The 24,206-nt window shown below is 54.0% G+C and carries 20 protein-coding genes and 1 other RNA gene; 7 read left to right on the forward strand and 14 right to left on the reverse strand.

Going from position 1 to position 24,206, the window contains the following annotated elements; all coding sequences use genetic code 11:
• Positions 1 to 58: 58 nt before the first annotated feature.
• The 3 genes from ygiD to rsmI all read right to left on the reverse strand — a co-directional run bounded on the left by ygiD (position 59) and on the right by rsmI (position 2,314).
• A complete protein-coding gene (gene ygiD / locus LF929_RS18905; protein ID WP_038903103.1) occupies positions 59 to 847 on the reverse strand; it encodes a 4,5-DOPA dioxygenase extradiol in 789 nt (262 codons plus the stop codon).
• Between the two features lie 175 nt (positions 848 to 1,022).
• An RNA gene (gene rnpB / locus LF929_RS18910) (RNase P RNA component class A) lies at positions 1,023 to 1,401 on the reverse strand.
• A gap of 25 nt (positions 1,402 to 1,426) precedes the next feature.
• Positions 1,427 to 2,314: a 16S rRNA (cytidine(1402)-2'-O)-methyltransferase gene (gene rsmI / locus LF929_RS18915; protein ID WP_226093069.1), complete on the reverse strand. Its 888-nt coding sequence runs from the start codon at positions 2,312 to 2,314 to the stop codon at positions 1,427 to 1,429.
• A gap of 59 nt (positions 2,315 to 2,373) precedes the next feature.
• Here rsmI and LF929_RS18920 point away from each other — a divergent pair, with 59 nt between their 5' ends.
• The 4 genes from LF929_RS18920 to dolP all read left to right on the forward strand — a co-directional run bounded on the left by LF929_RS18920 (position 2,374) and on the right by dolP (position 6,037).
• Positions 2,374 to 4,434: a penicillin-binding protein activator gene (locus tag LF929_RS18920; RefSeq protein ID WP_226093068.1), complete on the forward strand. Its 2,061-nt coding sequence runs from the start codon at positions 2,374 to 2,376 to the stop codon at positions 4,432 to 4,434.
• On the forward strand, positions 4,431 to 4,787 hold the full coding sequence (locus LF929_RS18925; protein ID WP_193744509.1) for a YraN family protein: 357 nt from the start codon (positions 4,431 to 4,433) through the stop codon (positions 4,785 to 4,787). Before LF929_RS18920 ends, LF929_RS18925 begins: the two co-directional genes overlap by 4 nt.
• A gap of 73 nt (positions 4,788 to 4,860) precedes the next feature.
• On the forward strand, positions 4,861 to 5,451 hold the full coding sequence (diaA, locus tag LF929_RS18930) for a DnaA initiator-associating protein DiaA (RefSeq protein ID WP_012883065.1): 591 nt from the start codon (positions 4,861 to 4,863) through the stop codon (positions 5,449 to 5,451).
• A gap of 10 nt (positions 5,452 to 5,461) precedes the next feature.
• Positions 5,462 to 6,037: a division/outer membrane stress-associated lipid-binding lipoprotein gene (gene dolP, locus LF929_RS18935; RefSeq protein WP_038906803.1), complete on the forward strand. Its 576-nt coding sequence runs from the start codon at positions 5,462 to 5,464 to the stop codon at positions 6,035 to 6,037.
• Positions 6,038 to 6,187: 150 nt separating this feature from the next.
• On the opposite strand, the gene LF929_RS18940 is transcribed toward dolP, so the two are convergent.
• The 5 genes from LF929_RS18940 to LF929_RS18960 form a co-directional block, all read right to left on the reverse strand.
• Positions 6,188 to 7,474, reverse strand: a complete 1,287-nt coding sequence (locus tag LF929_RS18940; RefSeq protein WP_226093067.1) for an alginate lyase family protein — start codon at positions 7,472 to 7,474, stop codon at positions 6,188 to 6,190.
• Positions 7,475 to 7,578: 104 nt separating this feature from the next.
• The gene (mtgA, locus tag LF929_RS18945) at positions 7,579 to 8,328 is read right to left on the reverse strand and encodes a monofunctional biosynthetic peptidoglycan transglycosylase (protein WP_226093066.1); all 750 of its coding nucleotides are present in this window, start codon (positions 8,326 to 8,328) and stop codon (positions 7,579 to 7,581) included.
• Positions 8,325 to 8,978 carry an isoprenoid biosynthesis glyoxalase ElbB gene (gene elbB, locus LF929_RS18950; RefSeq protein ID WP_038906800.1) on the reverse strand — a complete coding sequence of 218 codons (654 nt, stop codon included), beginning with the start codon at positions 8,976 to 8,978 and terminating at the stop codon, positions 8,325 to 8,327. Before elbB ends, mtgA begins: the two co-directional genes overlap by 4 nt.
• A gap of 236 nt (positions 8,979 to 9,214) precedes the next feature.
• Positions 9,215 to 11,554, reverse strand: a complete 2,340-nt coding sequence (gene arcB, locus LF929_RS18955; protein ID WP_038906798.1) for an aerobic respiration two-component sensor histidine kinase ArcB — start codon at positions 11,552 to 11,554, stop codon at positions 9,215 to 9,217.
• A 138-nt stretch (positions 11,555 to 11,692) separates the two neighbouring features.
• Positions 11,693 to 12,622 carry a TIGR01212 family radical SAM protein gene (locus tag LF929_RS18960; RefSeq protein WP_210174471.1) on the reverse strand — a complete coding sequence of 310 codons (930 nt, stop codon included), beginning with the start codon at positions 12,620 to 12,622 and terminating at the stop codon, positions 11,693 to 11,695.
• A 715-nt stretch (positions 12,623 to 13,337) separates the two neighbouring features.
• Here LF929_RS18960 and gltB point away from each other — a divergent pair.
• Together gltB and LF929_RS18970 are read left to right on the forward strand one after the other, a co-directional pair.
• A complete protein-coding gene (gltB, locus tag LF929_RS18965; protein WP_019843576.1) occupies positions 13,338 to 17,798 on the forward strand; it encodes a glutamate synthase large subunit in 4,461 nt (1,486 codons plus the stop codon).
• Between the two features lie 9 nt (positions 17,799 to 17,807).
• The gene (locus tag LF929_RS18970; RefSeq protein WP_038903092.1) at positions 17,808 to 19,226 is read left to right on the forward strand and encodes a glutamate synthase small subunit; all 1,419 of its coding nucleotides are present in this window, start codon (positions 17,808 to 17,810) and stop codon (positions 19,224 to 19,226) included.
• 81 nt (positions 19,227 to 19,307) lie between these two features.
• On the opposite strand, the gene LF929_RS18975 is transcribed toward LF929_RS18970, so the two are convergent.
• The 6 genes from LF929_RS18975 to zapE form a co-directional block, all read right to left on the reverse strand.
• Complete coding sequence (locus LF929_RS18975; protein ID WP_016943088.1) at positions 19,308 to 19,595, reverse strand: GFA family protein; 288 nt, start codon at positions 19,593 to 19,595, stop codon at positions 19,308 to 19,310.
• Positions 19,596 to 19,863: 268 nt separating this feature from the next.
• Complete coding sequence (gene sspB / locus LF929_RS18980; RefSeq protein WP_226093065.1) at positions 19,864 to 20,370, reverse strand: ClpXP protease specificity-enhancing factor; 507 nt, start codon at positions 20,368 to 20,370, stop codon at positions 19,864 to 19,866.
• A gap of 4 nt (positions 20,371 to 20,374) precedes the next feature.
• A complete protein-coding gene (gene sspA / locus LF929_RS18985; RefSeq protein ID WP_012883054.1) occupies positions 20,375 to 21,016 on the reverse strand; it encodes a stringent starvation protein SspA in 642 nt (213 codons plus the stop codon).
• A 322-nt stretch (positions 21,017 to 21,338) separates the two neighbouring features.
• Entirely contained in the window at positions 21,339 to 21,731 is a 393-nt protein-coding gene (gene rpsI, locus LF929_RS18990) for a 30S ribosomal protein S9 (RefSeq protein ID WP_012883053.1), read from the reverse strand.
• A gap of 15 nt (positions 21,732 to 21,746) precedes the next feature.
• Positions 21,747 to 22,175, reverse strand: a complete 429-nt coding sequence (gene rplM, locus LF929_RS18995; RefSeq protein ID WP_012883052.1) for a 50S ribosomal protein L13 — start codon at positions 22,173 to 22,175, stop codon at positions 21,747 to 21,749.
• A gap of 255 nt (positions 22,176 to 22,430) precedes the next feature.
• Complete coding sequence (gene zapE, locus LF929_RS19000; protein ID WP_226093064.1) at positions 22,431 to 23,561, reverse strand: cell division protein ZapE; 1,131 nt, start codon at positions 23,559 to 23,561, stop codon at positions 22,431 to 22,433.
• 213 nt (positions 23,562 to 23,774) lie between these two features.
• On the opposite strand from zapE, the gene zapG reads away from it, so the two are divergent.
• The gene (zapG, locus tag LF929_RS19005) at positions 23,775 to 24,179 is read left to right on the forward strand and encodes a Z-ring associated protein ZapG (RefSeq protein ID WP_016943091.1); all 405 of its coding nucleotides are present in this window, start codon (positions 23,775 to 23,777) and stop codon (positions 24,177 to 24,179) included.
• The last annotated feature ends 27 nt before the right edge of the window (positions 24,180 to 24,206 follow it).

Below are 24,206 nucleotides of genomic sequence, written 5' to 3' on the forward strand. Positions count from 1 at the left end.
GCTGCTGCACAACCACAGGTATCGCCCTGACACGCGATACCTGTTTTCGACTGGTGACTCACCCCACCTGTACCGACATCATGCTGAGCGACCCCATCACAATGCCGTCCGTTGGCGTCGATATCGGCTCCTGACCATTCCAACTGCCCAGAACATACAGTAACGGCAGAAAATGATCCGGCGTCGGGTTAGACAGCGCGGCGTCATTGTGTTGCATGAAATTCACCAGTGGGTGTTCCGCCGCATCCCCCTGCCAGCGCAGATTGCTGCGAACAAAATCGTTAAACGAGGTTGCCCAGCTATAAGGGGAACCGTCGCCGCTCCACTTAATCATCCGCAGGTTGTGCACCACGTTGCCGCTGGCGACGATCATAATGCCTTCATCACGCAACGCAGCCAGTTTACGGCCCAACTCATAGTGGTAAGCCGGTGGCTTAGTACCATCGACGCTGAGCTGTACAACCGGGATATCCGCTTGCGGATACACCTTAATCAGTACCCCCCAGGTGCCGTGGTCCAGCCCCCATTCCTGATGATCCGCGTAGACCTCAACCGGCGACAGGACTTCTTGTACCCGTTTAGCCACATCTGGGGCACCAGGTGCAGGGTAGCGAGTATCGAACAATGCCTGAGGGAAGCCACCGAAATCATGAATCGTTCGCGGCTGACTCATCGCCGTTACCGCCGTCACGCGGGTATACCAGTGTGCAGATACCGCTACTATTGCCTTCGGACGTGGCAGGGTTTCACCCAGTTTACGCCAGGCCTGTGTGTATTCATTGTCTTCCAGCGCATTCATCGGGCTCCCGTGGCCCAGAAACAGTGCCGGCATCCGGGAAATGCTCATAACGATATCCTTAGTAACAGTATGGGTAGCGAGTACCGATAGTGACTACTTTACCCCTCCTGTTTCGTCGATACAGTCGGATAACCATGATGATGATTGTCAATAAATTTGACGATTTAGCCGTATCACCGGAGAAAGACATAAAAAAACCCCGCCGATTGGCGGGGTTCTGAAAGAGTGAAGTTGACCGATAAGCCGGGTTCTGTCGTGGACAGTCATTCATCTAGGCCAGAGCTCGCGCGCTGGCTCAAGCAGCCTACCCGGGTTCAGTACGGGCCGTACCATGTGAACCCCTATTTGGCCTTGCTCCGGGTGGAGTTTACCGTGCCACGGACTGTTACCAGCCGCGCGGTGCGCTCTTACCGCACCCTTTCACCCTTACCTGATCCCGCTTGCGCGGGCCATCGGCGGTTTGCTCTCTGTTGCACTGGTCGTGGGTTTCCCCCCCAGGCGTTACCTGGCACCCTGCCCTATGGAGCCCGGACTTTCCTCCCCTCCGCCCGTCTCCCCCTAACGGAGGACGACGACGAAGCGGCGACTGTCTGGTCAACTTCGGCGCGGATAATAGGACAAATTGTCCTACTTGTCATCTTCCGATGCACCGTCACCGTTTTCTTGTTCCAGTCCATAACGGTAAAGCGCGTTCTTTTTCACACCGTGAATCTCTGCCGCCAGCGCCGCCGCTTTCTTCAGCGGCAATTCTGCCCGCAACAGTTGCAGAGTGCGCAACACCGCCGCAGGCAAGGCATCGTCGTCAGGCTGATGCCCTTCCACAATCAATACCATCTCGCCTTTACGGCGGTTCTCGTCTTCCTGTACCCAGGCCAGCAATTCCCCCACCGGCGCGCCGTACAGCGATTCCCAGGTTTTGGTCAGTTCCCGTGCCAGCACCACGTAGCGTTCGCCCCCCCACACCTCAACCATATCCTGCAAGCTATCCAGCAGCCGGTGGGTTGATTCGTAGAAAATCAGCGTGCGCGTTTCTTCCTGCAAATCACGCAATGTGTCTTTACGCGCTTTAGTTTTTGCTGGCAGGAAACCTTCATAACAAAAGCGGTCCGATGGCAAACCAGCGGCAGACAGCGCTGTGATAGCCGCACACGGCCCCGGCAACGGCACAACGCGCACGCCAGCCTCGCGGCATCGCCGAACCAGATGGTAACCGGGGTCGTTAATCAACGGTGTACCCGCATCCGACACCAGCGCAATACTCATGCCTTGCTGCAATCTGGCTAGCAATTGTTCTGCCTTTTGCTGCTCATTGTGGTCATGAAGTGCGAACAGGCGCGCATTAATTGCGAAATGTTGTAACAATAAACCAGTATGCCGGGTATCTTCTGCTGCAATAAGATCAACCTGTTGCAGTACCGTCAACGCTCGCTGCGTGATATCCGCCAGATTGCCGATGGGCGTGGGAACAATGTACAGCGTGGAGGCGGAAATCTGAGCTTGTTGGTCTTGATTCATTGTTTCATCCGGTTTGCCGATTTAATATTGAGCATCGTTAAAACATCACTGGATACAGTATGCTTCCGTTAAATTCTGTCCGTACCCATGCAGGTCGTCTGGTTCCTGTTATGCTGGCGGCTCTGTTTCTCGCTGGCTGTCCCAGCCAGGCCCCACAAGGCACCGCGCCCCAACAACGCGTGGAGAGCAAAGCCGGCGCATCTTCCGACTACTACCTGCAGCAGATGCAGCAAAGTGGTGATGATAGCAAGGCTGACTGGCAATTACTTGCGATTCATGCCCTGATTCAGGAAGGCAAACTCCCGCAAGCGGGCAACCAGTTAAGCGCATTGCCGTCGCAGTTAAGCGACAAACAGCGACAAGAGCAACGTCTGCTGACCGCTGAACTGGCCGTCGCGCAGAACGACATGAACGCGGCGAACACCACGCTGGCACAGTTGGACGTGAAATCGCTCTCTCCCCAACAGCAGGAACGCTACTACCAGACACAAATCAACGCCGCTCAGGGTCACTCGTCTCTGACGCTGATCCGTGCTTATATCGGGCTGGAGCCGCTGCTACAAGGGGATGCGCATCAGCGCAATATAGACCAGACCTGGACGGCATTGACCCAGTTAACCCAGCAGGATCTCGGTTCGATGGTCATCAACGTCGACGAATATACCCTGCAAGGCTGGCTGGATCTGCTGAATCTCTGGCAGACCAAAGCGCAAGTCCCGGCGGATCTGCAAGCCGCCATCGCAGACTGGAAGAAACGTTATCCACGCCACCCGGCGGCTAAACAACTGCCGTCACAGTTAGGCGGTACCCCACCAGCGGCGACAACAACGCCTGCCGGAGAAACCGCCCCTGCGGGCAGTAACGCTATCGCGCTTCTGCTGCCGTTAAACGGGCAGGCACAGGTCTTCGCGAATGCGATTCAGCAAGGTTTTAGCGCGGCAAGAAGCGGCCAGGCGTCGCTGGCAATGCCGGCACAACCCGCCCAGATAGCACAAGCGGCTAATACCGCCACTGCCGCCGCGCCCGGAGCGTCAGCCACCCCAACGCCGAATGGCACGATGCCGTCTACCCCGGCAATCTCTGCGCCAACACCTGCTGCTCCCGCCGCCACAGCAACCGCTATGCCAATGGCAACGACAGCCAGCACGATTCCGGTGAAAGTCTATGACACCTCCAATCAGCCGCTGGCCAACGTGATAGCCCAGGCGCAAAAAGACGGTGCGACGACTATCGTCGGTCCGCTGCTTAAAAACGAAGTGGAGCAGTTGCCGAGACTCAACCCATCACTGAATGTGCTGGCACTGAACCAGCCGGAACAGGTTCAGCCGAATCCCAACATCTGTTATTTCGCGCTGTCACCGGAAGACGAAGCGACCGATGCCGCCGAGTTCATCCACAAACAGGGCAAGCAACACCCACTGATTCTGGCCCCACGCGGTAATCTGGGTGACAGGGTAGTGGCGGCTTTCGCCAAATCCTGGCAACAGCAGTCAGGCGGTGTGGTCTTGCAACAGCGCACTGGCGGCGTGTATGACCTGAAACAGGCGATCAATAGCGGCGCTGGCCTTCCGCTCAATGGACAACCGGTGATAACCGCCACGTCGGCGCCGTCATCGTCTACCACCGTTGGCGGTCTGACTATCCCGAATCAGGCACCACCAATAGCCAACGTCACCAGCGACGGTAACGTGGATGCGGTTTACATCATTGCCACGCCTGATGAACTCACCCTGATCAAGCCGATGATAGACATGCGTAACAAAGGCGCGTTGCACCCGGCACTCTACGCCAGTTCACGCAGCTTTCAGGCAGGTCTGGGGCCAGACTTCCGGTTTGAAATGGAAGGGCTGCAGTTTAGCGATATTCCGTTGCTGACCGGAGCAAGCCCTGCGTTAATGCAACAAGTCAGCACTCAGTTCCGTAACGACTATTCTCTGGTACGGCTGTTCGCCATGGGGATGGATGCCTGGAAACTGGCCAGCAACTTTGCACAGTTGCACCAGCCGGGAAGTTCGATTTCCGGCGCGACCGGTATACTGAGTACCACGCCGGATTGTGTCGTCAAACGTAAACTCACCTGGCTGCAGTTCCGTCAGGGACAACTGGTGCCCGCCTCCTGAATCGGCGTAACACCGGCGATCGCTACGAACAATTAGCCCGACGCCACCTCGAACGCGCCGGGCTGATTTTTGTCGCCGCCAACGTGACGGTACGCGGTGGTGAACTGGATTTGATCATGCGCGATGGCAACAGTTGGGTATTTGTCGAGGTGCGTTATCGCCGTAACAGCGATTTTGGCGGTGCAGCGGCCAGTATCACCCGGCAAAAACAGCGATCGTTGCTACACGCCGCGTCAGTCTGGTTAGCCCGTCAGGGTACCAGTCTCGACTCCACGGATTGCCGCTTTGATGTTCTGGCGGTGACCGGCTCGCAGGTGGAATGGTTGCCTAATGCGTTTGGGCAACCTGATTAACACCATGAATATTCAACACACAATGAATGTTCAACACACCACGATTTTCAACTTCAAAACAGGTTAACAGAACGTGCTGGAGAGAATTAAAGTCTGTTTCACGGAAAGCATCCAAACCCAGATTGCTGCGGCAGAAGCTCTGCCGGACGCCATTTCGCGCGCGGCGCTGGCCATGGTGCAATCACTGCTTAATGGCAACAAAATCCTGTGCTGTGGTAACGGTACCTCTGCCGCCAACGCACAGCATTTTGCCGCCAGTATGATTAATCGTTTTGAAACCGAACGGCCTAGTCTGCCTGCGATTGCACTTAATGCTGATAACGTGGTCTTAACCGCTATCGCCAACGATCGCTTGCATGAAGAGGTCTATGCCAAGCAGGTGCGGGCGCTAGGTCAGGCTGGCGATATCTTGCTGGCGATATCTACGCGCGGCAACAGCCGCGATATCGTCAAAGCAGTAGAAGCCGCCGTTACGCGTGACATGACTATTGTAGCGCTGACCGGCTACGATGGTGGTGAGCTGGCGGGTTTACTGGGGCAGCAGGATGTGGAAATTCGCATCCCCTCGCACCGTAGCGCCCGTATTCAGGAAATGCATATGCTAACTGTCAATTGTTTGTGCGATTTGATTGATAACACGCTTTTTCCACACCAGAACGATTAAGGAGCACCCCATGAGGATCTACCCTTGTATTGCCCTGCTGTCTGCTTGTCTGATGCTGCAAGGCTGTATTGGTGCTGTCGCGATTGGTAGCGCGGCGGTTGCAACCAAATCCGCAACCGACCCCCGGACTGTCGGCACCCAGGTCGACGACGGAACGCTGGAGGTCAGGGTATCTAACGCGCTGAGTAAGGATGCGCAATTAAGCAAAGAAGCGCGGGTCTCCGTCACCGCTTATCAGGGCAAGGTTCTGCTGACCGGTCAGGCACCCACTACCGAACTGGCAAGCAGAGCGAAACAGATAGCGATGGGCGTGGAAGGCACCACCGAAGTGTATAACGAAATTCGTAAAGGTACGCCAATCTCACTGGGCACCGCCTCCATGGATACCTGGATAACCACCAAAGTGCGCTCTCAGTTGCTGACCAGCGACCTGGTGAAATCCTCCAATGTGAAGGTCACCACCGAAAACGGCGAAGTCTTTTTGCTGGGTATGTTGACTCGCCGCGAAGCGACATCAGCCGCCCAGATAGCCAGTAAGGTCGGTGGCGTCAAACATGTAACGACCGCGTTTAGCTATCTCGACTAACCCCCAACGCTTTACATGGCGGCCACGTATTGGCCGCCATAATCACTCGATATAAAACCCTCACGGTAAACATCGGTTCGATATCCTGCTGACAGCACGTTCTTGCCAGTCAGTCATTCTTTCTTGCTCTCTTGCTTAATGACGATGTCGTTACCTGTCACCCAAAGGGGGCGATGCCAATAACCAGAGACTTCGCCGGGCATCTACACTGGTGGGGGAATCGGTTTTCGCCTCCGCGCCGCCGGTCAGCAATGGCGTAAACCCGGCCTGTTGGATAACAGCCCGATAACGGGGAGCACCGATAGCCCGTTCAGCCTGCAGCATCAGTGGAATTAACGGACTACCGTCGCGACGTTCACGTCCTATCGTCTTATAAGGCCAGGGTCTGGACGCATCCAGATAAGGAGCCACGAAATCGAGCGCAGACAACAGGCTCTCCCCTTGAGGTGTCTGATACCGCCACAGATTTTCGCCATATTTCTCTGCAAGGGTCGCCATCCCACTGACAGCCTGCAAATTGAACACGCTATAATGGAACGACCGGGTTCGCGCCAGTTCCTCTGGTTGCGCCCCGCCAGCCGCCAATTGATGGTCGAGCTTTTGCCGCTGTAATGCCACCATGGCCTTTACTGTTTCCGTCTGCCCCAGATAGGCCGCGATACCCGCCACCTGGACCGCATACCAGCTACCGTGATTATTCTTTGCTGCCGCTTCCTGCTTGCCATTATGGCTTGTCAGCAGCCAGTGCAGGTACTCCGTCATCCACTGACGCATCTGCTTGTCGTCATTGGCACTCCACCCCGGAGACTGCTGCACGATGGCTAACGCATCCACAATACGGGTAGCGAAAAAACGCCCATCAAGGACACCCGCGCCGCGCCCCTCATTCCTGCCCGGAATCGCTTGTGCATAATTCAGGTTAGGGTTCATCCGCGTTTCAGGCGTGATAAACCAGGTACGAATCATGGAAATGGCTTTATTGGCATATTCAGGTCGTTCCGAGAAGTACCAGGCCAGCGCCAGCACATGTACCCTATCGGTAAACGTCGCCAGACGGACAGCATCGGTCTGTTCACCCTTGGTCGCCGGATTCACCTTACCGTCATGTCGCACCCACGGCAGGCCGTCCTTTTGCTGTGGAGAAGGCCACCAGTATGCCGCCAGACTCAGATAGTCGTGACGGTCACCCCCCGGCGGTATTGAAAGTTTTTGAGTAACCGTCAGGTCAGGTTTTTTCATCGCGCTGTCCGCTGCCCGCAACAATTGCTGATAAGCGAGTTGCCGCTGTGCAGGTACCGCCTGATTGCGCAATTGCTGTTTTACCTGAGTAAGACTATCCGCATGCAAAAATACATAAGCAGAATTATCGTTTTTGGCAGAAGCGGCGTCGGCAGACACCATCAGTCCACCCAGTAACAGCGATATCAAAAAAGCCATGCCATACCGCATCTTCTATCTCCATTCAGGCTGTTATAATTTCCGAACAGGCCCCTGAAAACGGAAACGGCCTGAGAAAAACACCTGCCGGTTAATCAGGTTTGTTAATAGAGTCTATTCGCTTCCAGAAAGTGCTCTGCGCCGATCTGCCCCATCTGACGCAAGATCCATTGCTGACGTCGTATGACATAACCCGTGGGCTTATTGACGCGATAACGGATAGGATTCGGCAACACTGCCGCCAACAACGCCGCTTCTGACGCCGTTAACCGGCTCGCCGGTTTATTAAAAAATTGCCTCGAGGCCGCTTCAATACCAAAAATTCCAGGCCCGAACTCAGCAATATTCAGGTAAACCGTCAGAATACGACGCTTAGTCCACACCAGTTCCATCGCAACCGTCAAACCAGCTTCAAGACCTTTACGCACCCAACTGCGCCCATCCCATAACAAGAGATTTTTTACTGTCTGCTGCGACAACGTCGATGCGCCGCGAATACGGTTTTCATACTGCTCGTTATGTTTGAGTGCCGCCGAAATCGCATCGAAATCGAACCCCCAATGCTGGGGAAATTTCTGATCTTCTGCGGCAATCACGGCCAGAGGCGCGACAGCGGCAATGTCATCCATCGATACCCAATCAGAATGGGCCACATAGCTGAAATCACCACTCAACCAGGCGCTAAGTTGCCTGTCGACCATCACGGCGGAAAAAGGGACCGGCAAAAACGCAAACAGCAGGATTGCCGCCAGCCATATGGCGACGACACCCAGTAAGATACGCCACACCCAGCGACGTATCGAAACAGCCATGCGTGCCAATCCCCCTTTCTCTGGACGCCCGCCTTGCCTCATTCAGCCAGTTCCAAAACACGCGCCACCAGTTTCTCAATTCCGCAGGCCGCTTCGCTAATCGAGTTAGCCAACATATAGGCCGGCGTCGTCACAACCTTATGTGCAACGTCAACAACAATGTCATCTACCGGGCATTCAACATGTACACCACCCATCGCTTCTATCGCCTGAGCGGTTCCCATATCGTTACCAATTGTAAGCCGCACAGAGGTATCGAGTAGTTTTGGTAACATGGCCGGTGCGATGCAAATGAAGCCGATTGGTTTATTTTTCTTATGAATTTCACGTGTCAGTATTTTCAGTTCTTTATCAATCTCGCAGTCCGCCCCACGGGTGGCAAAATCACTCAAATTTTTTGCTGCACCGAATCCGCCAGGCACAATCAGCGCATCAAGCTGTTGGGGATCGGCACTGGATAATGGCTGGATTTTTCCGCGTACAATACGCGCCGACTCCGCTAAAACATTGCGTTTCTCACCCGTCACCTCACCGTTCAAGTGATTAACAACATGCAGCTGTTCTTTATCCGGTGCAAAGCAGACAGCTTCAGCACCGGCGCGATCGATTGCAAGCAGAGTCAAGACAACTTCGTGAATTTCTGAACCATCATAAACACCACACCCACAGAGTACGACGCCCACTTTTTTCATCAATTATCCCTCATTTCATTACATCAACTAATTGATTTTTTGATTGACAAACACTAATCTACATCACACATTTTAATGATTCTTGTAACAAACAGCGCCATATTTGCTATGGTGTGTGTTGTCAGATGATGGGATTTCAAAAACGCTTGCGTACCAATGACATCTGAGAGCGAACGCAGGTGTACCACTTTCCCTGGTGTTGGCGCATAATTCGCGCACCCCGGCTTCGGTCGGGGTCATTTTTTTTCAGCCTCCGAAACCCAGTCTTTCAATACCTGCACATCCTGTTGCCAGTCGTGTTTCAACTCGTCAATCCATTCCTGTACGTTGTCCCACCATGCCGGTAGTGTCGTGGTCTGAATCTGTTGCGCAACCTGTTGCAGATGTTTAAGCCCTACCGAACCCGCCGCCCCTTTGATTTTATGCCCTTCTTCGGCGATGCCTTTCTGATCACGGGCAGTCATGTTGGAGTCCAGAATCGCCAGATAACCGGGCATCATCTGTTCAAACATGGCCAGGCTCTGGTGAATCAGTTTCGGTCCCACCAGCGTCAGGTACTGTTCCAGCATCGGCACATCCAGAATACGATCATGCAACGACCCGGTATCCACCACCGCGTCTTCCTGTTCCGGTTGCGCATGATGATCCCAGTATTGCTGAATAACGGCGGTCAGCGCCGGCACCGCCAGCGGCTTGCTCAGTACGTCGTCCATGCCCGCATCCAGATACTCTTTTTTATCTTTGAGTACGTTCGCCGTCAGCGCGACCAGCGGCGGCATCGACTGCCCGGCATAGCGCTCACGCAGACGACGTGCCACATCAAGCCCGGTCATGTCTGGCAACTGGATATCCAGCAGCACCAAATCGAACTCATCGGGATCAAACATGTCGAGCGCGGCCTGCCCGGTCATCGCAACATCGACGCTGCTACCCAATTTTTCCAATACCGAACGCGCCACTACGACGTTCAGCTCGATATCTTCCACCAACAGCACATGCAGCGCGGGTAGCGGCAGTTCATCCTGCTCATCGTCATCGGGCTCATCACTATCGCCCACAGGTGCCGTTACCGTCAGCGTAAAGCAGGAGCCTTTACCCAGCTCACTGGTGACGTGGATATCGCCGCCCATGCTCTGCGCCAGGCGTTTAGAAACCGCCAGCCCGATACCGGTGCCAGTAGCCGGTTTACCGCCATGTTGATCTTTTACCTGGTAGTACATGGAGAAAATTTTCTCGAGCTCGTCGGCCGGAATCCCCATACCGGAATCCTCCACCTCAAAGCGCAGGCGATTGCCTTGTTCATGCCAGACCCGGACCACCACCCGGCCTTCTCGCGTGAATTTCACCGCGTTGCTAAGCAGATTCCACAGGATCTGACGCAACCGGGTGCCGTCAGTAATGATGGTCTTCGGCAACGGCTGATGGAGCTCCATCTCAAGTTGCAGGCCTTTCGGCTGGGCCAGCAATCCACCAAGGTTCTCCAGATCCACCACAAAACCGACAAAATCTACCGGCTGATTATCCAGTTGAACCTTACGTCGCTCCTGTTTATCCATTTCGATGATGTCGTTGAAGATATTGCCAAGCGTAATGGCACTGACGTGGATGGTTTTCAGGTATTTCTGCTGCTCGGCATCCAAATGGGTATCAAGCAGGATACGACTCAGACCGACAATGCCGTTAAGCGGCGTACGCAGCTCGTGGCTGATTGTAGAGATGAAGGTGGTCTTTTCCCTGCTGGCGTTCTCCAACGCGTCCTGATAGCGCTTACGCTCGGTAATATCGCGACCAAACCCCATGAGCCCATGCCGTTTTCCCATTCGGTCGTAAAACGGCACCTTACGCAGTTCAAAACAGGCTTTGCGTCCATCCGGATAAACCAGCCACTGTTCATAGGTCAATGAAACGTTGTGACGAAACACCTTCTCATCCGTTTCCATGACTTTTTCAGCAATATCGGGGGGGTAAACATCTTTCGGCGTCAGGCCAATCAGTTGCTTCTGGCTTTTGCCTAGCAGCAGTTCCATTGCCCGGTTACAGCCGGAAAACTCTTTATTTTCATTGCGGTAGTAGACCAGATCTGGCGAGGCATCAAGAAAGGAGCGCAGCAGCGCCGATTGCTGCTCCAGTTCAACCTGCGCCTGCTCACGACGCGCCATTTCTTCGCGCAACTTGGAAACCATCAGCAATCGGGCTTCTTCCGCCTTGATACGATCGCTAATCTCCTGATTGAGCTGGCTGATGTTACCCTGTAGCTGTTCGTTCAGTTCCTGATCGCGCTGGCGCATTTCTTCCAGTTTGGCCACCAGCCGGGACAGGCGCTGGCGAGACTCTTCAAGCTGCTCGACAACCACCGACAAAAAATAAACCGCCCAGGGCGTGATCAGTAAACCAAAGAAAATAGAACGCACTACGTCGATATTTTCCACCTTGCCGGTGAGCAACAGCGTCACCGCCATTTGTACCACCAGCGCCAGCAAAACCAGCGCCGAGGCCAGTAGCAGGGAAAACCGGACCAACCCCAATTTGACCATTAAATCAACGTAATACTGCGCCAACAGCCTGATTTGCCTCATAACAGTGTTCCTTAGTCGTCAACACGCAAATCATACCGTAAAAAAATCATGTGCGTGGTAAATGAGCGGTCGATTTGCGAGCCGCCACGAAGATGAGAGTGTCGGGTAATGAGAATATTGGTAATACGTGTGTCGAATTTAGCGTGTCGAATAATGAAACGGCTGCCCCAACGCGGAACCTTGCGTCCCATGCTGTTGCAGGTAATCGTGAATGCCGACCATGCCTGTCCAACGGTTTTCACACCACAATGGAGCCAGTAGCGTCGGACGTCGGGCGCTGGCAGAAATACGGTGGTAAACAATATCGGGCGGGGTGTGACGAATCATCTCACTGGCAATCGCCACATAATGCTCCAGCGGCAAGGCTGTCAGTCGGCCCGCTTGCCAGGCTTTCGCCATCACGCTGCCGGTCACAATATGCAACGGATGCAATTTAATCCCCTCGACACCGGCTTCAACGACGCGCTGCAACGTCGACAGACAATGTTCGTCGCGCTCACCGGGCAGGCCGACAATCAGGTGGCTGCACACTTTCAGCCCTCTGGCACGGGCACGCTGCGCCGTCTGTTGGTAGCAGGCGAAATCATGCCCGCGATTGATGCGCCGTAATGTCCGGTCATGGGCGCTTTGCAATCCCAACTCCAGCCAGACTTCATACCCTTGCTCATGGTAGTCAGCCAGCAAGTCCAGCACCGTATCCGGTACACAATCCGGCCGGGTGCCGACACATAACCCCACAATGTCAGCCTGCGCCAGCGCCTGCCGGTACATGGACGCCAATACCTGCACTTCGGCGTAAGTGCTGGTATACGCCTGAAAATAGGCCAGATAGCGGCTTGCGCGGTTGACCTTGCCAGCCTGTGTCGCTAATTGCTCGGCGATACTGCGCTGTTGCATTTGTTCATCCGCAAATGACGCCACATTACAGAAAGTACAACCACCCCGCCCCAGCGTGCCGTCGCGGTTTGGACAGCTAAATCCCCCGTGTAACGTCAATTTATGGATTTTTTCTCCATAACGACGCTGAAGATCCCCACCAAACATATTGATTAATTTTTGCAATTGCATATTCTGATTCTTCATTTCACAAAAAATCAGCCTACCTTTCTCGCCCGTTAACGGCGATGACCCCGATCAATACGCTCCGGTTTATGCAGCTGCATGTTTATTCGTTTTTAATGAAAATAAAATCACATTATTCCTGATTAATTTTTCTTATCCGCGAGGTTCATTCCATTAAAAGATGACCGTAAAATGAAAACAGTGTCATAAAGTAAAAAAAAGACACGAAACAGAATAAGATGCCACAAACTAAGACTATCTCAGCATGCAGCCATAAAAACCCGCTATTAGCATAGTGATACAGCTCACAGTTCAACCCATCCCCTGCTCCTGCCAACATCTTCTTTTTATTAATTAAATCCTTTTATTTCATAAACATAAGCAAATATTATCCCTAAAGTGCCTGCTCGTCATGGGTATTTGACCTGAACAGGGTTTCTCGCTAATTTGGGAATCCGCTGGAAGATTTCCTGACGAGTGAACGTCTCGTCATATTTATGCAGTAAGAAGAAGACTCCCTCATCAAGCAAGTCACATCACTTGTGATACCTTACGAGAGGCCAGATAAAAGAGAGCGGCGCACACCACTGATGCCTTATTGGCGCAGTGAAGGGGTCGCTCGCGGTTAGCGTGCGGTTAACGCGTCATTTACGCAGCCGATTCTGGCAGTGAGGTTGTCGATTGAGGACGTCATACAGAGCCTGGGGAGGTTCACTGAGATATGTTGTACGATGCATCCCATGAAAGAGACAACTGTGGTTTCGGATTGATCGCCCATATAGAAGGTGAACCGAGCCATAAAGTCGTGCGCACGGCGATCCACGCCCTGGCACGCATGCAGCACCGTGGTGCGATTCTTGCCGATGGCAAGACCGGCGACGGATGCGGTTTATTACTCCAGAAACCCGATCGTTTCTTCCGTCTGGTTGCCGAAGAGCACGGCTGGCGGTTAGCGAACAATTATGCGGTCGGTATGTTGTTCCTCAGCCGGGATGAAGAGAAAGCCCGTGCCACGCGTCGGATTGTAGAAGAAGAACTGCAGAATGAGACGTTATCCGTACTGGGCTGGCGCGAAGTCCCGACCAACCCGGACGTGCTGGGTGAAATCGCCCTGTCTTCCCTGCCGTGCATCGAACAGATTTTCGTTAACGCTCCGGCAGGCTGGCGTCCACGTGATATGGAACGCCGCCTGTTTATGGCACGTCGCCGTATCGAGAAGCGCGTTCAGGATAAAGACTTTTACGTTTGCAGCCTGTCCAATCTGGTGAATATCTATAAAGGTCTGTGCATGCCCACAGACTTGCCGCGATTTTATCTGGATCTGGCGGACTTGCGTATGGAATCAGCGATTTGTCTGTTCCATCAGCGCTTCTCCACCAACACGGTGCCTCGCTGGCGTCTGGCCCAACCGTTCCGCTATCTGGCGCACAACGGTGAAATCAACACCATTACCGGTAACCGCCAGTGGGCTCGCGCTCGTGCTTACAAATTTAAGACCCCGCTGATCCCTGACCTGCTGGATGCCGCACCGTTTGTTGACGAAAGCGGGTCAGACTCCATGTCGCTGGATAACATGCTGGAGCTGTTCCTCGCCGGTGGGATGGACATCGTACGTGCGATGCGTCTGCTGGTGCCACCCGCCTGGCAGAACAACCCGAACATGGACCCGGAGCTGCGCGCTTTCTTCGACTTTAACTCCATGCATATGGAGCCGTGGGACGGCCCAGCCGGTCTGGTGCTGTCTGATGGACGTTACGCAGCCTGTAACCTCGACCGTAACGGCCTGCGCCCGGCGCGCTATGTCATCACCAAAGATAAGCTGATTACCTGTGCCTCCGAAGTGGGTATCTGGGATTACCAGCCTGACGAGGTGGTGGAAAAAGGCCGCGTCGGCCCCGGCGAACTGATGGTCATCGATACCCGTACCGGCCGTATTCTGCATTCGACCGAAACCGACGACGACCTGAAAAGCCGCCATCCCTACAAAGAGTGGATGGAGAAAAACGTTAAACGGCTGGTGCCGTTCGAAGAATTACCAGACGATCAGGTCGGTAGCCGGGAACTGGACAACGCGCTGCTGGAAACTTACCAGAAGCAGTTTGGTTATAGCTTTGAAGAGCTGGATCAGGTCATTCGCGTACTGGGCGAAAACGGTCAGGAAGCAACCGGCTCGATGGGGGATGATACCCCGTTCGCCGTGCTGTCGAGCCGTCCGCGTATCATTTACGATTATTTCCGCCAGCAGTTTGCGCAGGTAACCAACCCGCCAATCGACCCGCTGCGCGAATCGCACGTGATGTCGCTCGCCACCTGTATCGGTCGCGAAATGAACGTATTCTGCGAAGCCGAAGGGCAGGCTCACCGCCTGAGCTTCAAATCGCCGATCCTGCTCTACTCTGATTTCATTCAATTGATCAACCAGGATCCTGAGCACTATCGCGCCGAGAAGATCGATATCACTTTCGATCCTAAGCAGCGTTCGTTGCAGGAGACCGTGGAAAAACTGTGTGACGAAGCGGAATACAAAGTCCGTGCCGGTGCGGTATTGCTGGTGCTGACCGACCGCGGTATCGCACAAGACCGTCTGCCAGTGCCAGCACCCATGGCAGTGGGTGCGATTCAGGCTCGCCTGGTGGAAAAAAGTCTGCGCTGCGATGCCAACATCATCGTGGAAACCGGCAGTGCCCGCGATCCGCACCACTTTGCCGTATTACTCGGCTTCGGCGCGACGGCGGTTTACCCGTATCTGGCCTATGAGACACTGGCTGGTCTGGTGGATAACCACACCATCGACAAACCGTACCGTACCGTGATGCAGAACTACCGTAACGGCATCAACAAAGGTCTGTACAAGATCATGTCTAAGATGGGGATCTCCACTATCGCCTCTTACCGCTGTTCGAAGCTGTTTGAAGCGGTGGGTCTGCATCAGGATGTGTCATCCCGTTGCTTCCAGGGCGTAGTGAGCCGTATTGGCGGTGCCAGTTTCAGCGATTTTGAGCAGGACCTGCAAAACCTGTCCAAACGTGCCTGGCTCAAGCGCCAGAAACTCGATCAGGGTGGTCTGCTCAAATTCGTCTATGGCGGTGAATACCACGCCTACAACCCCGATGTGGTGAAAACACTGCAAACCGCGGTTCACAGCGGCAACTATCAGGATTACCAGCAGTACGCCAAACTGGTTAACGAGCGTCCGGCATCGATGCTGCGTGACCTGCTGGCAGTGCAACCTCAGGCAGGCGCAGCAATCCCGCTGGAACAGGTTGAGCCGGACTCAGAGCTGTTCAAGCGCTTTGACACCGCCGCCATGTCTATCGGTGCCCTGAGCCCTGAAGCGCATGAATCGCTGGCAGAAGCCATGAACAGTCTGGGCGGCTTTTCCAACTCCGGTGAAGGCGGCGAAGACCCGGCGCGCTACGGTACCAATAAAGTATCTCGTATCAAGCAGGTGGCTTCTGGTCGCTTTGGCGTGACCCCAGCCTATCTGGTCAATGCCGACGTTATTCAGATCAAAGTGGCGCAAGGTGCTAAACCGGGTGAAGGTGGTCAGTTACCGGGCGATAAAGTCACCCCGTATATCGCACGTCTGCGGTATTCCGTACCGGGCGTGACCCTGATTTCGCCACCGCCGCACCATGATATTTATTCTATCGAAGATCTGGCGCAGTTGATTTTCGACCTGAAACAGGTCAACCCGAAGGCGATGATTTCAGTCAAGCTGGTGTCCGAACCGGGCGTCGGCACCATCGCTACCGGCGTGGCTAAAGCCTATGCCGACCTTATCACCATCGCGGGCTATGACGGTGGTACCGGTGCCAGCCCGCTGACGTCGGTGAAATACGCCGGTTGTCCGTGGGAACTGGGCCTGGTAGAAACCCAGCAGGCGCTGGTGGCTAACGGCCTGCGTCATAAGATTCGTCTGCAGGTGGACGGTGGCCTGAAAACCGGTCTGGATATCGTGAAAGCAGCGATTCTGGGTGCGGAGAGCTTCGGCTTCGGTACTGGCCCGATGGTCGCGCTGGGTTGTAAATACCTGCGTATCTGTCACCTGAACAACTGCGCTACCGGCGTGGCAACACAGGATGACAAACTGCGCCGCGACCACTATCACGGCCTGCCGGAACGTGTCGTTAACTACTTCACCTTCATCGCCCGCGAAACCCGCGAGCTGATGGCGGAACTGGGCGTAAGCCGTCTGGTAGACCTGATCGGCCGTACCGATTTACTGGTCGAACTGGATGGCATCACCGCCAAGCAGAACAAACTGGATCTGTCGCCGTTGCTGCACACCGTTGCACCGCAACCCGGTAAAGCACTGTACTGCACCGAAGGCAACCCGTCGTTTGACAAGGGGCTATTGAATAAAGAGCTGATCGCACAGGCTCAGGCACATGTCGATGCCAGACAGAGCAAAGCGCTCTATTTTGACATCCGCAATACTGACCGCTCCGTCGGGGCCACCTTGTCCGGCATGATCGCGGAAAAACATGGTGACCAGGGCCTGGCGAGCGACCCGATCAAAGTCCATTTCACCGGTACCGCAGGCCAGAGCTTCGGCGTCTGGAACGCAGGCGGTGTTGAACTGGCCCTGACCGGCGATGCTAACGACTATGTGGGTAAAGGTATGGCGGGTGGTGTTATCTCCGTACGTCCGCCGGTGGGTTCAGCCTTCCGCAGTCACGAAGCCAGCATCATCGGTAACACCTGCCTGTACGGCGCAACCGGCGGCAAACTGTTCGCGGCTGGTCGTGCTGGCGAGCGCTTCGCCGTACGTAACTCCGGTGCCATCACCGTGGTGGAAGGTATCGGTGATAACGGCTGCGAATACATGACTGGCGGTATCGTCTGCATCCTCGGTCGTACCGGCGTCAACTTTGGTGCGGGCATGACCGGCGGCTTCGCCTACGTGCTGGATGAAGACGGCGAATTCCGTAAGCGCGTCAACCCTGAACTGGTTGAAGTGCTGGATGTGGAAAACCTGGCGATTCACGAAGAACACCTGCGCGGGCTGATTACCGAGCACGTCCAGCACACCGGTTCGCAGCGTGGTGAGGAAATTCTTGCTAACTGGCCGACCTGGGCTTCGAAATTTTCGTTGGTCAAACCGAAGTCAAGTGATGTGAAAGCGTTGTTGGGTCATCGTAGTCGTTCCGCAGCGGAGCTGCGGGTACAGGCGCAGTAAGAGGTCATCATGAGTCAGAATGTTTATCAGTTTATCGACTTACAGCGCGTTGATCCGCCCAAGAAACCGCTGAAGATTCGTAAAATCGAGTTTGTTGAAATTTACGAGCCATTCTCGGAAAGCCAGTCCAAAGCCCAGGCAGATCGCTGCCTGGCTTGCGGCAACCCCTACTGCGAATGGAAATGCCCGGTCCATAACTACATCCCGAACTGGCTGAAGCTGGCGAATGAGGGACGGATTATTGAAGCCGCTGAGCTGTCTCACCAGACGAACAGCCTGCCGGAAGTATGCGGCCGCGTCTGCCCACAGGATCGCCTGTGTGAAGGCTCTTGCACACTGAATGACGAATTCGGCGCCGTCACTATCGGTAACATCGAGCGCTACATCAACGATAAAGCCATCGAAATGGGCTGGCGTCCGGATGTTTCGTCAGTCCAGCCAACCGGCAAACGTGTGGCGATTATCGGTGCGGGCCCAGCCGGGCTGGCTTGTGCTGATGTCCTGACCCGTAGCGGCGTGAAAGCGGTGGTCTATGACCGCCACCCGGAAATCGGCGGCCTGCTGACCTTCGGTATCCCAGCGTTCAAGCTGGAAAAAGAGGTGATGACCAAGCGCCGCGAAATCTTCACGGAGATGGGCATCGACTTTCACCTGAATACGGAAGTCGGCAAAGACGTCCAGTTGAGCGACTTACTGGCAGAATATGACGCCGTGTTCCTGGGTGTCGGTACCTATCAGTCAATGAGCGGCGGGCTGGAAAACGAAGATGCACCGGGCGTATACGATGCTCTGCCGTTCCTGATTGCCAATACCAAGAACCTGATGGGCTTCGAAACCAGCGAACAGGAACCGTATATCTCGATGCAGGGTAAACGTGTCGTCGTCCTGGGTGGCGGCGATACGGCGATGGACTGTGTGCGTACCTCGATTCGTCAGGGAGCAACGCATGTCACTTGTGCCTATCGTCGTGATGAAGAAAACATGCCGGGCTCCAAGCGCGAAGTGAAAAATGCGCGCGAAGAAGGCGTAGAGTTCCGCTTCAACCTCCAGCCGCTCAGTATTGAAATCAACGGCGCTGGTAAAGTGTGCGGTGTACGCATGATCCGTACCGAGCTGGGGGCACCGGATGCTAATGGCCGTCGTCGGCCTGAACCGGTTGAGGGTTCCGAGCATGTGCTGGAAGCCGATGCGGTTATCATGGCGTTTGGTTTCCGTCCGCATAAAATGGCGTGGCTGGCGGATCATGGCGTGGAGCTGGACACTCAGGGTCGTATCATCGCCCCGGAACAAAGCAACAGTGCCTTCCAGACATCAAACCCGAAAATCTTCGCCGGTGGCGATGCGGTACGTGGTTCTGATCTGGTGGTAACCGCGATAGCCGAAGGCCGTAAAGCGGCTGATGGCATCATGAACTATCTGGAAGTGTAATGACTTTCTGACACATAAAGGCGGCTACGGCCGCCTTTATGCTTTCCAATGCAGGTTGCTTTCCCTCATCAGGAATTCGTATTACTTTTTATATAAATCAATGATGTCCTGTTCGGTCATCGTTGGGGTTTGCTGTACGAAATCGTAATAATCAGGCTTGTTATCAATGTAGACCTGCGAAGCCAGTTTTTGCGGAACATTGGGGAATAGCCCGGCGGAAATTGAATAGATCTCCGGTTTAAGCAGCCGATAAAACAGGTGGGTTCCACATGTGCGGCAAAAAGCACGTTCCGCCCAGTCGGAAGAACGGTACCGCCCGATATGCTCTTCCCCCTCAAGGGTCACCCCTTGCTGAGTTTCAATCGCCATCAACGGCCCACCACCCCATGTCCGACACATACTGCAATGACAGACATACACATCATGCGTGCATGACTCAGGGACCGTTATCGTTACTGCACCGCATAAACAACGGCCTTGACTGGTTTTCATCACATTCTCCTTCGATTAAACACGAGACTGACAATGGATAAACCCGTTACCAGACAGCAAAGACATTATGGACCTTATCGGCTTTATGGACCTTTCATTCGGGCAATAAAAAAGGCACGGTAACGTGCCTTTTTTATCAGTGCGATTATTTGACCACCCGCAGGGAAGGCCGACCACCTCTTGGTGGCGAGGGCGGCTCGTCATCTGGCGGCGGCTCGCTCTCAGCGGCGGGAGAAGAAAGTTCATTGTCCACCACCGACATCAGTGTTGGTCTGGATTCCTCTTCAGAATGGGGCTGTACGCCAAACTCTTCGACAATTTCGTAAGCAGGCTCGGGTTCAAACATCGTACCAGCGCCATTTTCACGCGCATAGATAGCCATCACCGACGCCATCGGGACAAACACCTGGCGGGGAACTCCGCCGAAACGCGCATTAAAGCGCACGCTGTCATCAGCCAGTTCGAGATTGCCTACCGCACGCGGCGCAATATTCAGGACAATCTGCCCATCACGGGCAAACTCCATCGGCACCTGCACGCCGGGAACGGTCACATCTACAACCAGATGCGGCGTTAATTGGTTGTCCAGCAACCAGTCATAAAAAGCCCGTAATAAATAGGGACGGCGTGGAGAGAGCTGAGACAACGTCATGCCATTACCCTCTGGACTGCAACCGAATTTCGCGCTCAACTTCAGTCAACGACGCGAGGAAGGCATCACGTTCGAACACACGGGTCATATAACCCTTCAGTTCTTTGGCACCAGAACCACTCAACTCAATACCCAGCAGCGGCAGACGCCACAACAACGGCGCCAGATAGCAATCCACCAGGCTGAACTCTTCACTCATGAAATAAGGTGCTTCGTTGAAAACCGGAGCGATAGCCAGCAGTTCTTCACGCAATTGCTTGCGTGCCGCTTCCGCATCCTGAGCATTGCCAGTCTGGATGGTTTTCATCAGCGAATACCAATCCTGCTCAATGCGGTGCATCATCAGACGGCTGTTACCACGCGCCACCGGATAAACCGGCATCAGCGGCGGGTGCGGGAAACGCTCATCCAGGTATTCCATGATGATACGTGATTCATACAACGTCAGTTCACGGTCAACCAGTGTCGGCACAGAGCCGTAGGGATTAAGGTCGATAAGATCCTGCGGCAGATTATCCATGTCCACCTGTTCAATCTCGACACTTACCCCTTTCTCGGCCAGTACAATGCGGACCTGATGGCTAAAAATGTCGGACAGACCAGAAAACAGCGTCATCACCGAACGTTTGTTGGCAGCGACAGCCATGAAAACCTCCAAGTTATCGAAAAAATACGGCGAACAACCGATCGAATATGATCCTGCTGGCCTTGCCGCGTTTAGGCTTCCCCTAGGGGGAGAAAGCGGACGACATCCGTCGTTCTGTTAAAATCACTTGCTGACGAACAGGCACAAAACCGGCCAATAGTGTATCAGATTCTGTTTGTTTTGTGGGGGGATAAGCGTGTTTTCATGGTTAACCCACGGTAATCACAGCATATTTTTTCCACAGGTGATGTCAGGACGAAAAAAAACCCGGTGACAGGCACCGGGTTTTTCTGCGTTGATTTCGCTGCCAGGCAGACAGAAATTAACGTTTGGAGTACTGCGGACGACGACGTGCTTTGCGCAGACCCACTTTCTTACGTTCAACCTGACGAGCGTCACGAGTAACGAAGCCAGCTTTACGCAGTTCAGAACGCAGGGATTCGTCGTATTCCATCAGAGCGCGGGTGATACCATGACGGATAGCACCGGCCTGACCGGAAATACCACCACCTTTAACGGTGATGTACAGATCCAGTTTACCAACCATATCGACCAGTTCCAGCGGCTGGCGAACAACCATGCGCGCGGTTTCGCGGCCAAAGTATTGTTCCAGAGTACGCTGGTTGATAACGATGTTGCCACTGCCCGGTTTGATAAATACACGAGCGGCGGAGCTTTTGCGGCGACCAGTGCCGTAGTATTGATTTTCAGCCATTGCCTATAATCCCGATTAAATGTCCAGAACTTGCGGTTGCTGTGCCGCGTGATTGTGCTCGTTACCCGCGTAAACTTTCAGTTTACGGTACATAGCACGACCCAGCGGGCCCTTCGGCAGCATGCCTTTAACCGCGATTTCAATTACGCGCTCAGGACGGCGGGCAATCATCTCTTCAAAGGTCGCTTCTTTGATACCACCGATGTGGCCGGTGTGATGGTAGTACATCTTGTCAGAACGTTTGTTGCCGGTTACAGCAACTTTTTCTGCGTTCAGAACGATGATGTAGTCACCGGTATCAACGTGCGGAGTGTATTCCGCTTTGTGCTTGCCGCGCAGACGACGAGCCAGTTCAGTAGCAAGACGGCCAAGAGTTTTGCCGCTCGCGTCAACAACGTACCAGTCGCGTTTTACGGTTTCTGGTTTAGCTGTAAAAGTTTTCATTAAAAGCTTACCCAATTTAAGTTACACGTTGGTGAACACCCAAACGCTTAAATAAATAGTGTTGAGGTTCACACGGCTATCTAGTCCAGCAAACCTACCCCTTCGAATAGCTATTGCCAGCGCGATTAAAGTTTCGGGAAAAAACTTTGTTGTAACGTGGGGTCGCAAGATTATAGAGAAGTCGATCCCAAAGGTCGACTTTTTTCTCTCATAATTTCCTGCACAGCATACAGTGTCTGCCACCGTCAATCACGGCTACGGCAAATGCGGCTGGCGCAGGTACTCTTCACTTTGCATTTCCTGTAAACGTGACAGGCAGCGCTGATATTCAAACTTCAGATGCTCGCCCTGATAAATCTCAAACATCGGCACCTGGGCAGAAATAATCAGCTTGACCCGACGTTCGTAGAATTCGTCCACCAACGCCAGAAAACGGCGTGCCGCGTTCTCATCTTTTACCGCCATCACCGGCACATGGTGCAATAACACCGTGTGGTACAACCGCGATAAGGCGATGTAATCGTTCTGACTGCGCGCATCAAGACACAACGTGGCAAAATCCACCGCCAGCACGCCATCCCCCGCGCTCAGTGTTGCCAACGGGCGATGATTCACCTCCAGTACCGGGCCTGGCTGGGTGATATCGTGCCCAGACAGACGACGGAACATCGCCTGCATTTCAGCCTCAGTTTCGGCATTGAGTGGTGTCAGGTACAGATGGGCCTGCGTCAGCGTTCTCAACCGGTAATCAATACCCGCGTCCACATTGAGCACATCACAATAACGCTTGATAAGCTCAATAGCGGGCAGGAAGCGCGCACGCTGCAACCCATTGCGATACAACTCGTCTGGCGGAATGTTAGACGTCGCTACCAGCGCAATCCCCCGCGAGAACAATGTGCGCAACAGTTCCGCCAGCAACATGGCGTCAGTAATATCCGAAACGAAAAACTCGTCGAAACACAGAATGTCGGTCTGCGCTTTAAAGCCATCCGCCACCTTTTCCAACGGGTTTTCCTGACCTTGCAACTGGTTCAGCTCTTCATGCACCCGCAGCATAAAACGATGGAAATGCAGCCGAAGTTTCCGCTCCGAAGGCAGGCTGTGGAAAAACAGGTCCATCAGCCAGGTTTTACCCCGCCCAACCCCACCCCACATGTACAGACCTTGCACCGGTGTCGGCGTTTTTTCTTTCTGTCCCAACCAACTACGCCATTTCGATATCAGTCCCGGCGTACGGTTTTCGGGTTGTATCCATACCTGCTCCGTCAGCGTCTGATGGATAGCGTTCAAACGGACAACCGTCTGATGCTGCACCTCATCCGGCTGATAGGTCTGCGCCATCAAAGCCTGCTGATAAAGTGCCAAAGGGGTTGTTCTCTGCATAGCACAAAATCCCTGAGAAAAATTTCGTTGTATTTTATCGTGCGTTAACGCCGGTTCAGCCCGTGATCGTGAGCGTTACCGCTTCGCAGTACCCACCTACCCGATCAGACCAGATATACAAGGGCTCCACTCCAGCGAGGTTAGCGGTTATAGTGACTATTATTAAGTGAAAAAACCCTACGGGACAACGAAGTCAAAAATAGGAGTCGTTTTATGACCTGGGAGTCTGCGCTGATTGGATTTGTTATCGGTGTCATCATTGGCGCTGTCGCGATGCGGTTCGGTAACCGTAAACTGCGCCAGCAGCAGGTACTGCAAAACGAACTGGAGAAAAACAAAACAGAACTGGAAGAATACCGTCAGGAATTAGTCAGCCATTTTGCCCACAGTGCAGAACTGCTCGACAATATGGCGCGTGATTATCGTCAGCTTTATCAGCATATGGTGAAAAGCTCCAACAACCTGCTGCCGGATGTTCCGATGCAGGATAACCCGTTTCATTATCGCCTGACCGAAGCCGAGTCAGACAATGACCAGGCACCGGTGGATATGCCGCCACGCGACTATTCCGGCAGTGCCTCCGGCTTGCTGCGTGGCACACGCCCGACAGGCAAATAACCGGCTACGTTTAGCCGACATTGCCAC

Origin of the sequence: Dickeya oryzae, assembly GCF_020406815.2 — a bacterium.
In the GTDB taxonomy this organism is placed as follows: domain Bacteria; phylum Pseudomonadota; class Gammaproteobacteria; order Enterobacterales; family Enterobacteriaceae; genus Dickeya; species Dickeya oryzae.

What these genes read in the sequence shown, in the direction of transcription:
- ygiD (WP_038903103.1), bottom strand. Translation starts at nt 847, where the DNA reads ATGAGCATTTCCCGGATGCCGGCACTGTTTCTGGGCCACGGGAGCCCG.
- rsmI (WP_226093069.1), bottom strand. Translation starts at nt 2,314, where the DNA reads ATGAATCAAGACCAACAAGCTCAGATTTCCGCCTCCACGCTGTACATT.
- LF929_RS18920 (WP_226093068.1), top strand. Translation starts at nt 2,374, where the DNA reads ATGCTTCCGTTAAATTCTGTCCGTACCCATGCAGGTCGTCTGGTTCCT.
- dolP (WP_038906803.1), top strand. Translation starts at nt 5,462, where the DNA reads ATGAGGATCTACCCTTGTATTGCCCTGCTGTCTGCTTGTCTGATGCTG.
- LF929_RS18940 (WP_226093067.1), bottom strand. Translation starts at nt 7,474, where the DNA reads ATGGCTTTTTTGATATCGCTGTTACTGGGTGGACTGATGGTGTCTGCC.
- mtgA (WP_226093066.1), bottom strand. Translation starts at nt 8,328, where the DNA reads ATGAGGCAAGGCGGGCGTCCAGAGAAAGGGGGATTGGCACGCATGGCT.
- elbB (WP_038906800.1), bottom strand. Translation starts at nt 8,978, where the DNA reads ATGAAAAAAGTGGGCGTCGTACTCTGTGGGTGTGGTGTTTATGATGGT.
- arcB (WP_038906798.1), bottom strand. Translation starts at nt 11,554, where the DNA reads ATGAGGCAAATCAGGCTGTTGGCGCAGTATTACGTTGATTTAATGGTC.
- LF929_RS18960 (WP_210174471.1), bottom strand. Translation starts at nt 12,622, where the DNA reads ATGCAATTGCAAAAATTAATCAATATGTTTGGTGGGGATCTTCAGCGT.
- gltB (WP_019843576.1), top strand. Translation starts at nt 13,338, where the DNA reads ATGTTGTACGATGCATCCCATGAAAGAGACAACTGTGGTTTCGGATTG.
- LF929_RS18970 (WP_038903092.1), top strand. Translation starts at nt 17,808, where the DNA reads ATGAGTCAGAATGTTTATCAGTTTATCGACTTACAGCGCGTTGATCCG.
- LF929_RS18975 (WP_016943088.1), bottom strand. Translation starts at nt 19,595, where the DNA reads ATGGCGATTGAAACTCAGCAAGGGGTGACCCTTGAGGGGGAAGAGCAT.
- sspB (WP_226093065.1), bottom strand. Translation starts at nt 20,370, where the DNA reads ATGACGTTGTCTCAGCTCTCTCCACGCCGTCCCTATTTATTACGGGCT.
- sspA (WP_012883054.1), bottom strand. Translation starts at nt 21,016, where the DNA reads ATGGCTGTCGCTGCCAACAAACGTTCGGTGATGACGCTGTTTTCTGGT.
- rpsI (WP_012883053.1), bottom strand. Translation starts at nt 21,731, where the DNA reads ATGGCTGAAAATCAATACTACGGCACTGGTCGCCGCAAAAGCTCCGCC.
- rplM (WP_012883052.1), bottom strand. Translation starts at nt 22,175, where the DNA reads ATGAAAACTTTTACAGCTAAACCAGAAACCGTAAAACGCGACTGGTAC.
- zapE (WP_226093064.1), bottom strand. Translation starts at nt 23,561, where the DNA reads ATGCAGAGAACAACCCCTTTGGCACTTTATCAGCAGGCTTTGATGGCG.
- zapG (WP_016943091.1), top strand. Translation starts at nt 23,775, where the DNA reads ATGACCTGGGAGTCTGCGCTGATTGGATTTGTTATCGGTGTCATCATT.